At 72.0% G+C, this 12418-nt stretch carries 3 protein-coding genes; all 3 read left to right on the forward strand.

Annotated elements, in window-relative coordinates; translation table 11 throughout:
• Window positions 1-6: 6 nt before the first annotated feature.
• The 3 genes from STRAU_RS01655 (at window position 7) to STRAU_RS01665 (ending at window position 12365) form a co-directional block, all read left to right on the forward strand.
• A complete protein-coding gene (locus STRAU_RS01655; protein WP_016638470.1) occupies window positions 7-7731 on the forward strand; it encodes a non-ribosomal peptide synthetase in 7725 nt (2574 codons plus the stop codon).
• Between the two features lie 4 nt (window positions 7732-7735).
• The gene (locus STRAU_RS01660) at window positions 7736-11560 is read left to right on the forward strand and encodes a non-ribosomal peptide synthetase (RefSeq protein ID WP_016638471.1); all 3825 of its coding nucleotides are present in this window, start codon (window positions 7736-7738) and stop codon (window positions 11558-11560) included.
• A 73-nt stretch (window positions 11561-11633) separates the two neighbouring features.
• Complete coding sequence (locus tag STRAU_RS01665; protein ID WP_106967774.1) at window positions 11634-12365, forward strand: thioesterase II family protein; 732 nt, start codon at window positions 11634-11636, stop codon at window positions 12363-12365.
• Window positions 12366-12418: the final 53 nt, after the last annotated feature.

Here is a 12418-nt window from a genome sequence, read left to right on the forward strand (position 1 = left end):
GCGTCGATGATCCCGTTGTCCTTTGCCCAGCGCCGGCTGTGGTTCCTCCATCGTCTGGAAGGCCCCTCCGCGACCTACAACATCCCGTTCGTGCTGCGCCTTCAGGGGCCGCTGGACACCGCGGCGCTGTCCGCGGCGGTGAGCGATGTCATCACCCGCCACGAGAGCCTGCGCACCCTGATCGTGGAGGACGCCGACGGAACCCCGGAGCAGCGGGTGCTGCCCCCGCAGGAGGCCATCCTGCAGTTCCGGGTGGTCGACATGGCCGCGGACGCGGTGGACGCCGCGATGCACGAAGGCGCCGCCGAGGGCTTCGACCTGGACACCGACCTGCCGCTGCGGCTGACCGTCTTCCGCACCGCCCCGCAGGAACACGTGCTGATGTTCGTCTTCCACCACATCGCCGCGGACGGCTCGTCGATGGCCCCCTTCCTGCGCGACCTGGTGGCGGCGTACACGGCCCGCCACCAGGGCGGCACACCGCAGTGGGAACCGCTCGCGGTGCAGTACAAGGACTACACGCTGTGGCAGCAGCAGCTGCTGGGCGACGAGGAGGACCCCGAGAGCGTCGCCGCCGAGCAACTGGAGTACTGGCGCCAGGAACTGGCCGGGGTACCGCAGCCGGTGCAGCTGCCGCTGGACCGGCCGCGGCCCACCGTGGCAAGCCACCACGGCGGCCACGTCGACTTCGCCCTGGAACCCGACCTGCTCTCCGCGCTGGGGAAGCTGGCCGCCGACCGCGGCGCCACCGCACCGATGGTGGCCCAGGCCGCCCTCGCGGTGCTGCTGCACAAGCTCGGCGGCGGCCAGGACGTCACCGTCGGCAGCCCCATCGAAGGACGCACCGACGAAGCCCTGGCCGACCTCATCGGCTTCTTCATCAACACCTGGGTGCTGCGCGCCGACCTGTCGGGCAACCCCTCCTTCGGTGAACTCCTGGAGCAGGTGCGGGACAAGTCCCTGGCCGCCTACGACAACCAGGACGTCCCCTTCGAACGGCTGGTGGAACTCCTGGACCTGGAACGGTCCACCTCCTACCAGCCGCTGTTCCAGGTGATGCTGGCCTGGCAGTTCCTGTGGCCGCAGATCGAGCTGCCGGGACTGCAGGTCACCCCCGTCCCGCTGGGCACCGAGACCGCGAAGTTCGACCTGTACTTCAACATCGTCCCGGACTCCACCGGCCGCGCGCACGGGCGCCTGGAGTACGCGACGGAACTGTTCGACCACGCCACGGCCGTCGACATCGCCGAGCGCTTCGTGCGCATCCTGCGCCAGGCCGTCGCCGAACCGGGCACCGCCGTCACCGACGTCGACGTCCTCGGCCAGGACGAGCACACGTGGCTGCTGCGCACGGCCAACGACACCGCCGAGCCGACACTGGAGCCGGGCCTGGTGGAGACGGTGCGCCGCCAGGCCCACCAGACACCGGACGCGCCCGCCGTCATCGCCGGGGAAACCACCCTCACCTACGGGCAACTGGACGCCCGCGCCAACCGGCTGGCCAACTGGCTGATCGAGCACGGTGTGCGGCCCGAGTCACTGGTCGCCGTCCAACTGCCCAGGTCGGCCGACCTGCTGGTCGCCCTCCTCGCGGTACTGAAGGCGGGCGCGGCCTACATCCCCATCGACCCCGACCACCCGCGCTCGCGGATCGACTACATCCTTGGGGACTCCCGCCCCGCACTCGTCCTGGACGCCCCCACCCTGGCCGGCGCCGACCTCACCGCGCACGCACCCTCGGCGCCCGACGTGCGCCTCACCCCGCACCACAGCGCCTACGTCATCTACACCTCCGGCTCCACGGGCAACCCCAAGGGCGTGGCCATCCCGCGCGGCGCGCTGGACAACTTCCTGGCCACCATGGGCCGGCGGGTCCCGCTGACGCCCGCGGACCGCTGGCTGGCCGTCACGACGGTCTCCTTCGACATCGCGGCACTCGAGCTGTACCTGCCGCTGCTCTGCGGCGCCGCCGTGGTCCTCGCGGACAAGGACACCGTCACCGACCCCGCCGCCGTGGTGGCCCTCATGCGCCGCCACGAGGTCACCGCCGTGCAGGCCACACCGGCGTTCTGGCAGATGCTGGTGACACACGAGCCGCACGCCGCCAAGGGCCTGCGGGTCCTGGTCGGCGGCGAGGCCCTGCCGGCCCGGCTGGCCGGACAACTGGCCGACCAGGCCGGCGAAGTACTCAACGTCTACGGCCCCACCGAGACAACGATCTGGTCGACCACGGACCGGGTCGAGCCCGGCGCGAGCGTGGCCATCGGCGCACCGATCGGCAACACCCAGGTGTACGTGCTCGACGCCGCCCTCCGCCCGGTCCCGCGCGGCGTGCAGGGCGAGCTGTACATCGCCGGCGACGGCCTGGCCCGGGGCTACTTCAACCGCCCCGACCTGAGTGCCCAGCGGTTCGTGGCCTGCCCGTTCGGCCCGGCCGGCGCGCGCATGTACCGCACCGGCGACCTGGTGCGCTGGGGCAGGGACGGCCGCCTGGAATACGTCGGCCGGAGCGACTTCCAGGTCAAGGTCCGCGGCTTTCGCATCGAGCTGGGGGAGATCGAGCACGCGCTGGCCGACCACCCCGCTGTGGCGCAGGCCGTGGTCGTGGTGCGCGAGGACCACCCCGACGACAAACGCCTGGTCGGCTACGTGGTACCGGAGAAGAACACCCCCGCCGCCGCGGACGCCGCGACAGGGGCCCCGGCGGAGGCGGTTGCCGCACTGCTCGCCGAGCTGACCGACCACCTGCGCGGGCGCCTCCCGGACTACATGGTGCCCTCCGCGCTGATGCCGCTGGCGCAGATCCCGCTGACGCCGAACGGGAAACTGAACCGGCCGGCCCTGCCGGCCCCGGACTACGCACAGGCGTCGACCGGCCGGGCGCCGCGCGACGAGCGCGAGGAGACCCTCTGCGCGCTGTTCGCCGAAGTCCTCGGCCTGGACAAGGTCGGCATCGACGACGACTTCTTCGCCAGCGGCGGCGACAGCATCCGTTCCATCCAGGTCGTCGCGCGCGCCAAGACCCGCGGCACCGCGGTCAGCGTGCGGGAGATCTTCGAGCACCGCACCGTCGCCCGGCTCGCGGAACTGGTCGCCGAGCGGGCCGCAGAACAACGCCTGACGCTGGCCGAACTGGACGGCGGCGGCGTCGGCCGGGCCCCGCTGCCCCCGATGGCCGCGCACATGCTCGCCCTCGGCGGCGGCATCGGCCGCTGGTGCAGCTCCGCCCTGCTGACCCTGCCCCCCGACCTCGACCCTGCCGAACTGACCGCCACCGTGCAGGCCGTCCTGGACCGGCACGACGCGCTGCGCTCCCGGCTCGAGCGGGCCAGGCCCGGCCTGTCCATCGCACCGGCCGGCAGCCTCGACGCCACCGCACTGCTGCGGGAAGCCGCCTGCGCCGACACCGACACCGCCGTACAGGCCGAACTGGACGCGGCCGCGGACCGGCTGGACCCGGACGCGGGCATCATGGCGCAGTTCGTGCACCTCACCTGCGCCACCGGCGCCGACCGCCTGCTGATCGTGCTGCACCAGCTGGCCGTCGACCGCGTGTCGTGGCAGATCCTGGCCGCGGACCTGGTGTCCGCCTGGCAGCAGATCCACCAGGGCCGCACCCCGCACCCGGCCCCGACGGGCACCTCACTGCGGCGCTGGGCCCACGCCCTGGCCGAGGACGCGGCCACCCCGGAGCGCGCCGCGGAACTGCCCGCCTGGCAGCAGCTCCTGGCCGACGACGAGCCCGTCCTGGGGCAACGTCAGGTGGACCGCACCCGCGACGTCGCCGCCACCGTCGACACGGTGCGCGTCCAACTGCCCGCGGACCTCACCCACACCCTGCTGACCACGGTGCCCGCCCTGTTCCGCGGCGGCGCCGACGACGCACTGCTGGCCGGCCTCGCCCTGGCCCTGGCCCGCTGGCGCCACACCCGCGGCGTCTCCGCCTCCTCGACGCTGGTGCGCCTGGAAGACCACGGCCGCCACGAGCACCTGGCGCCCGGCGCCGACCTGTCGAGCACCCTCGGCTCGTTCACCTCACCGTTCCCGGTACGCCTGGACGTGGCCGGCATCGACGTGGCGGACGCCTTCGCCGCCGGCCCCGCCGCCGGACGGGCACTCAAGGCCGTCAAGGAGCAGCTGCGGGCGGTGCCCGGCCACGGCATCGGCTACGGCCTGCTGCGCCACCTCAACCCCGACACCGCCGCCACCCTGGCCGGACAGCGCGAACCCCAGATCGGGTTCACCTACCTCGGCCAGAGCCCACCCGCGGACCTGACCGAAGACCTGCGCGGCCTGGGCTGGGCCCCGCACCCCGCACACGACCTGATCGCCGCACCCCACGCGGACACGCCGGTCCTCTCGGCCCTGGAGATCAACGCGGCGGCCACCGCCACCCCCGCAGGCCACGAGCTGAACGCCCGCTTCGCCTTCCCCACCGGGGTGCTCTCCCGCGAGGACGTCAGCGAACTGGCCGGGCTGTGGGTCCAGGCACTGACCGCCCTGGCCCGGCACGCCGCGAGCGACGACGCCGGCGGGCTCACCCCCAGCGACGCCCCCCTGGTCGCGGTGCGCCAGGAAGAGATCGACACCTGGGAGAGCCGCTTCGGCAGGCTGAGCGAGATATGGCCGACGACCCCGGCCCAGTCGGGCATGTTGTTCCACACCATGCTGGCCGACACCTCGTTCGACCCCTACCACATGCAGATGGTGTTCCACCTGGCCGGCGACGTCGACCCCGAGCGGATGCGCCGGGCCGGGCAGGCCCTGCTCGACCGCTACACCAACCTGCGCGCGGCCTACGTCAACCGGGCCGACGGCGACGTCGTGCAGGTGATACCCGCCAAGCCCATGACCCTGCCCTGGCAGCACCTCGACCTGAGCGGGGCCGGCGAGGCCGAGCGCACCGAGACCTTCGAGGACTTCCTCACCCAGGACCGGGCCGCCCACTTCGACCCCGACACCCCGCCGCTGATCCGCCTGGCCCTCGCCGTCCTGGAGCCCGGCCGCGCCGAACTCGTGATGACCTGCCACCACGTGCTGCTCGACGGCTGGTCCATGCCCCTGCTGATGCGCGACCTGCTGCTGCTCTACGCCTCCCACGGCGAGTCGGCCGCATTGCCCGCCACCCGCAGCTACGGCGAGTTCCTGTCCTGGCGCGCCCAGCAGGACCAGCAGGAATCCGCCCGGGTGTGGACGGCCGAACTCGACGGCGTCGAGGAGGCGACCCTGCTCGCCCCCGGCGCCGAGGCCGCCGGCGAGGAGGGCGTCGGCGAGGTCGACGTCGACCTGCCCGTCGATCAGGCCCGCGAACTGGCCCGGTGCGCCGCCGAGCTGGGCGTCACCGTCAACACCCTGATCCAGGGCGCCTGGGCGCTGCTGCTCGGCCGGCTCACCGGCCGCCAGGACGTGGTGTTCGGCGCCACCGTCTCCGGGCGCCCGCCCGCGGTCACCGACGTCGACTCGATGGTCGGCAACTTCATCAACACCCTTCCCGTACGCGTCGAGCATGCGCCCGGCGACACCCTCGCCGAGGTCCTCACCCGGCTGCAGGGCCGGCAGGCCGCTCTCATGGAGCACCACTACTACGGGCTCACCGAGATCCAGCAGGCCGTCGGCCTGCCCTCGCTCTTCGACACCCTGGTCGTCTTCGAGTCCTACCCCATCGACCGGGAGGGCCTCAGCGCCGCCACCGACGCCGCGGACGGGATCGCCTTCACCGGCCTGCGCCCCTCCACGGCCACCAACTACCCGCTGGCCCTGATGGCGGCGGCCGACCCGCACCTGCAGCTCGCCTTCCAGTACGCGCCGGGCGTCTTCGACCGGGACACGGTCAAGGCGATCGCGGCCCGCCTGGTGCGCGTCCTGCGGCAGCTGGCGGCCACCCCCCACCTCAAGGCCGCCCGCCTGGACATCCTGGAGCCGGCCGAACACGACCGGCTGCTCACCGAGTTCAACGACACGGCCGCCGCCACCCCCGACGTCACCATCAACGGGCTCGTCGAGGCCCAGGCGGCGCGGACCCCCGACGAGGCCGCCCTGGTCACCGACGGCCAGTCGCTCACGTACCGCGAGCTCGACGCCCGGGCCAACCGCCTGGCGCGCGAACTGGCCGGACGCGGAGTGGGCCCGGAGTCGGTGGTCGCGCTGTCGCTGCCGCGCTCGGCGGACCTGGTCGTCGCCCTGCTCGCGATCCTGAAGGCGGGCGGCGCCTACCTGCCACTCGACCCCAAGTACCCCAGCCACCGCCTGGCGGCCATCTTCAGCGAGGCACGGCCGCACCTGGTCCTCACCGACTCCGCGACCCTCGCGGTGCTGCCCGCCCACGACGCCCCCGATGTCCTGCTGGACACCCTCGACCTGCCCGCCGACGACAGCGGCCTCGAACTGCCCGTGCACGCCCAGCAGTTGGCGTACGTGATGTACACCTCCGGCTCCACGGGCAAGCCCAAGGGCGTGGCCATCACCCACGGATGCGTGGTCAACGGCGTGCTGCGGCTCGCCGCCCAGGTGGGCATGGAGCCGGGCAAGCGGCTGCTTGCGGGCACCTCGGTCAACTTCGACGTCTCGGTGTTCGAGATCTTCACCACCCTGGCCACCGGCGGCCTGGTCGAACTGGTCCGTGACGTCCTGGTCCTGGGCGAGCGGGAGAGCTGGAGCGGCGCCGTCATCTCCACCGTGCCCTCGGCCTTCGCCGAACTCGTCACCGACATCGCCAAGCGCACCAGCGTGGAGACGCTCGTCTTCGCCGGCGAGGCGCTGCCCGCCGCGCTCATCGACCAGGTCCAGGACGCCTTCCCGGGGGTACGGGTCGTCAACGCCTATGGGCAGAGCGAGTCGTTCTACGCCACCGCCCACACCGTCGCCGGCCAGAGGCGCGGCCAGGCGGGCAGCGCCCCCGTCGGCACCCCGCTGGGCAACATGCGCGCCTACGTCCTGGGCCCGGGCCTGACACCGGTGCCACCGGGCGCGGTCGGTGAGCTCTACGTCGGCGGGCACGTGGGCCGCGGCTACCAGCAGCGGCCCGACCTGACCGCCGAACGCTTCGTCGCCGACCCCTTCGGCCCGTCCGGCGCGCGCATGTACCGCACCGGTGACCTGGCCCGCTGGAACGCCGATGGCCAACTGGAGTACGTGGGACGCGGCGACGCGCAGGTCAAGGTGCGCGGTTTCCGCGTCGAGCCCGGCGAGGTCGAGGCCGCGCTGACCGCCCACCCCGACATCGCCCAGGCCGTCGTCGTCGCCCGCCAACAGGCGGGCAACAGCAAGCAGCTCATCGCCTACCTGGTGGCGGCGGGCGAGATCTCCCCCGAGGAGATCCGCCGGTATGCCGCCGAGCGGCTGCCCGAGTTCATGGTGCCGTCCGCGTTCGTGCTCCTTCAGCGGCTGCCGCTGATGCCCAACGGCAAGCTGGACCGGGGCGCGCTGCCCGAGCCGGAGTTCACCGGCGCCCCCTACCGCGCGCCCCGCACCGCCCGCGAGGAGGCCCTGGCCGCGCTGTTCGCCGAGGTCCTTGGGGTGCAGCGGGTCGGTATCGACGACAGCTTCTTCGAGCTCGGCGGGCACTCCCTGCTTGCCACCCGGCTGATCAGCCGCGTCCGCGCCGAGATGGGCATCGAGATACCCATCCGCAAGATCTTCGACCTGCCGACGGTGGCCGCGCTCGCACCGTGGTCGGAAGAACCGGCCGCTCCCCGTCGCCCCCGTTTGCGCAAGATGATCGTAGAGGAGTAAAGCAATGATTCCGCTGTCCTTCGCACAACGCCGTTACTGGTTTCTGCACCAGCTGGAGGGTGGAGAGACCTGGAACATGTCGGCGGCGTTCCGGCTGAGCGGGTCACTGGACCAGGACGCTCTCGCCGCGGCGATCCGCGATGTGGTCGAGCGGCACGAGATTTTGCGCACCACGTACGTGGCGGACGAGGACGGGGAGCCCCACCAGCGGATCCTGCCGGTGGCGGAGGCGTTCGAGCAGGCGCGGATGCCGGTGGCCGAGGTGGCGCCGCAGGACGTGGACGGCGCGGTCGACGAGGCCGTCGCGCACGGCTTCGACCTGGCGGCCGAAATCCCCTTCCGGGCCAGCCTGTTGCGCTGCTCGCCGCAGGAACACGTCCTGGTGATGGTCATCCACCACATCGCCACGGACGGCAGCTCGGGCGCGCCGCTGGCACGCGACCTGGCCACCGCCTACACCGCCCGCTGCGAGGGCCGGGCGCCGGTGTGGGAGCCGCTGCCGGTGCAGTACAAGGACTTCACGCTGTGGCAGCGTGAGGTGCTCGGCGACGTGGACGACCCCGGCAGCCTGGCCGCGGCGCAGCTGGAGTACTGGCGCAAGGAGCTGGCCGGGATTCCGCAGCCGCTGACCCTGCCGCTGGACCGTCCGCGCACCGACGAGGTGAACACGGAGGGCGACGCGGTCGCCTTCACCGTGAAGCCGCAGGTGGCGGCCGGCCTGGAGAAGCTGTCCGCCGAGCGCGGCACGTCCATGTCGATGATCCTGCAGGCCGCGCTCGCGGTGCTCTTGAGCAAGCTCGGCAGCGGCGACGACATACCGATCGCCACCCCGATCGCCGGGCGGACCGACGAGGCGATGGCCGACCTGATCGGCTGCTTCGTCAACAACCTGGTGCTGCGGGTGGACCTCTCCGGCGCCCCGTCGTTCACCGAGCTGCTCGCGCGGGTGCGGGAGAAGTCGCTTGCGGCCTACGAGAACCAGGACCTGCCCTTCGACCTCCTCGTCGAGTCGATCAACCCCGACCGCTCCATCGCGCACAAGCCGCTGTTCCAGGTGATGTCCGGCTGGCAGAACTACGAGCGGCCGACCCTGGAACTGTCCGGGCTCAAGGTCGAGTTCCGCCAGGCCCTGAACGCCAAGACCATGGTCGACATGTACTTCAGCATGGGCCTGGACGAGTCGGGGACGGTGCACGGAGACATCCAGTACGCCACCGACCTGTTCGACCGGGACACGGTCGAGGCCATCGCCGAACGGTTCGAGAGCGTCCTGGAGCAGGTCGTCGCCGACCCCGACCGGAGTGTCGGGGACGTCGACGTGCTGCGCGCGGGGGAGCGCGAGCGGCTCCTTGCAAAGGTGAACGACACCGCCGAGCCGACCCTGGAGGCCGGCCTGGTGGAGGCGGTGCGCCGCCAGGCGGAGGCGACCCCGGAGGCGATCGCCCTCATCGGCGTGGAGGAGACGCTCACCTACCAGGAGCTGGAGGCGCGCTCGAACCGCCTCGCGCACTGGCTGATCGACCGCGGCGTGCGCCCCGAGTCGCTGGTGGCGGTGTGCCTGCCCCGCACCGTGAACCTGATGGTGACGCTCCTTGCGGTACTCAAGGCCGGCGGCGCCTACGTCCCCGTCGACCCCGACCACCCGCAGTCCCGCATCGACTACGTCCTCAAGCAGGCGGACCCGGTGCTGGTCCTGGACGCCGAGGCGCTGGCCGGCGCGGACTGCACGCCGTACCCGCAATCGGCCCCCCAGGTGGCCGTCCGCCCGGAGAACACCCAGTACGTCATCTACACGTCGGGTTCGACGGGCGCCCCCAAGGGCGTGGCGATCCCGCGCGGCGCGGTGGCGAACTTCATCGCCTCGGTGCAGCGGCGCTTCCCGCTGGCCCCGGGGGAGCGGATGCTGTTCAGCACGACGGTGTCCTTCGACATGGCCAACACCGAGCTGTGGCTCCCGTTCGTCTGCGGCGCGACCATGGTGATGGCCCGCAAGGGCACCGTCACCGACCCCAAGGCCGTGGTGGAGCTGATACGCCGCCACGACGTCACCGTGGTGCAGGCCACGCCCGCGTTCTGGCAGATGGTGCTGACGCGTGAGCCGGAGGCCGCCAAGGGCCTGCGGATCATCACCGGCGCGGAGGCCGTGCCGCAGCGTCTGGCCGAGGCGCTGGCCGACCAGGCCGCCGAGGTCGGCAACTGGTACGGCCCCACCGAGACCACGACGTGGTCGACCATGGCGCCGGTGAAGGCGGGAGCCGCGGTGGCGATCGGCACGCCGATCGGCAACACCCAGGTGTACGTCCTCGACTCGCGGCTGTGCCCGGTCGCGCCCGGCGTGCAGGGCGAGGTGTACATCGCCGGGGACGGCATGGCCCGCGGCTACCAGGGCCGGCCCGACATGACCGCGGAGCGGTTCGTGGCCTGCCCCTTCGGCCCGGCCGGCGCGCGGATGTACCGCACCGGAGACGTGGTGCGGTGGAACAAGAGCGGCCAGCTGGAATACGTCGCGCGCACCGACTTCCAGGTCAAGATCCGGGGCTTCCGGATCGAGCTGGGGGAGATCGAGCACGTGCTGGCCGGCCACCCCGCTGTGGCGCAGGCCGTGGTCGTGGTGCGCGAGGACCAGCCCGACGACAAGCGCATCGTGGGCTACGTGGTGCCCGAGACCGACGCCGCGGCGGCCGACGGCGACGGCTCGACCGGGCCGCTGCTCGCCGAGCTCGCCGAGTACCTGCGCGGGCGCCTGCCGGAGTACATGGTGCCCTCCGCGCTGATCCCGCTGGCGCAGATCCCGCTGACGCCGAACGGGAAGCTCGACCAGCGGGCGCTGCCCGCGGAGCACACCGACACCACGGTCAGCGAAGGGCCGCGCGATCCCCACGAAGAGAAGCTGTGCGCCATGTTCAGCGAGCTGCTGGGCAAGGAGAAGGTCGGTATCCACGACGACTTCTTCGCGCTGGGCGGGCACTCGCTCATGGCCACCCGGCTCAGCCTGCGCATCCGCAACGAGTTCAACGTCGACATGCCCCTCAGGACGATCATCAAGTACCCCACGGTGGCCGAGCTGGCCTCGCTGGCGCTCATCGGCGGCATTCCCGTGGACAGCCACGACCCGTTCGCGGTCGTGCTGCCGCTGAACACCGACCCCGGCACGGGCAAGGAGCCGCTGTGGTTCTTCCACGGCGGAGGCGGGCTGGGCTGGGCGTACTTCAGCTTCGTGACGCACGTGCAGGACCGGCCGGCCTACGCCCTGCAGTCCCGCGGCTCCGACGGCGCGGACAAGCTGGCGGGGTCCGTGGAGGAGATGGTCGAGGACTACATCACCGAGATGCTGAAGATCCAGCCGGAGGGGCCCTTCCACCTCGTCGGCTGGTCCTACGGCGGCACCCTCGTGCAGGCCGTCGCGGAGTCGCTCGACCGGCGCGGGCACCAGGTCGCCCTCACGGCCATCCTGGACTCCATGCCGGGCGGGCACGGCTTCACCGAGTTCCACGCCGGCAAGACCCTGGCGGACTACCGGTCGGAGCTCGAGGAGTTCTTCGGCCAGTACATCGGCACCGACAACCAGCAGGACTTCCTGGACCGGATGTCGAAGGTCCTGGCCAACAACACCAACCACATCATGGACTTCCAGTCGCCGGTCTACCGCGGCGACGTGCTGTTCTTCAGCGCCACCAACAAGGACGAGCTGTACGCGCACCTGTGGCGCCCGCACGTCCTGGGCGACATCGAGGTGCACGACGTGTACGCCATGCACCACGACATGAACATGCCCGCGCCGGTGGCGGAGGTCATGGAGGTCATCAACCGCAAGCTGGCGGCCCAATGACCGCCCGGCGCACCGCCAAAGCAGGTTCACCGGAGCATCGAGAGCATCGAATGAAAGATTGGGGCTGGTCGTGGTGAGCGCACCCACGTCCGAGAAGGACCGGGACACACCCGCGCTGCTGTGCGTGCCGTTCGCGGGAGCGGGACCTTCGTTCTTCCACCCGTGGCGGGAACTGGCCGGGGAGCGCTGGCGCGTGGTCCCCGTCGAACTGCCCGGCAGGGAGCGGCGGATCATGGAGGCGCCGTACCGCAACGTCGTCGAGGCGGCCAAGAACTCGATCGACGACATCGTCGCCGACCTCGGCCCGGCGCCGCGGACCGTGCTGTTCGGGCACAGCCTGGGCGCGGTGCTCGCCTACGAGCTGGCGCACCTGCTGAGCACCCGCGGCGTGCACGTCGAGCGGCTGGTCGTCAGCGGTTCGCCCGGGCCCTGGACCCAGCGCGAGAGGCGGGCGACGGGCCTGGCGGACGAGGAGTTCCTCGCCCGGGTCGAGGAGTTCGCGGGCTTCCGGCACGAGGCCCTGGACCACCCGGAGATGCGTGAACTGATTCTCCCCATGCTGCAGGCCGACTGCGAGATGCACGAGAACTACGTCCCGAGCACCGACGAGGTGCTCTCGGTGCCGATCTGCTCGCTGCGCGGCAGCACCGACGGCCTGGTCACCGCGGAAGAGGCCCAGCAGTGGCGGGACGCGACCACGGGCGAATTCAACTACGCGGAGTTCCCCGGCGGCCACATGTACCTGGTCGATCTCGGCCGTGAGGTGCTGGACGTGATCGAGGCCGAGTCCGCCCGGCCCCGCTAGCACGGCCGACGGCGGTCACCCGCGCACGTACTGCCCGACCGGGGCAGACGTAC

The sequence above is a fragment of the Streptomyces aurantiacus JA 4570 genome (assembly GCF_000414115.1).
Classification (GTDB): Bacteria; Actinomycetota; Actinomycetes; order Streptomycetales; family Streptomycetaceae; genus Streptomyces; species Streptomyces aurantiacus_A.

Bases quoted from the DNA above. Each gene is read 5' to 3' on its own strand.
- STRAU_RS01655 (WP_016638470.1), top strand. From the start codon at position 7: ATGATCCCGTTGTCCTTTGCCCAGCGCCGGCTGTGGTTCCTCCATCGT.
- STRAU_RS01660 (WP_016638471.1), top strand. From the start codon at position 7,736: ATGATTCCGCTGTCCTTCGCACAACGCCGTTACTGGTTTCTGCACCAG.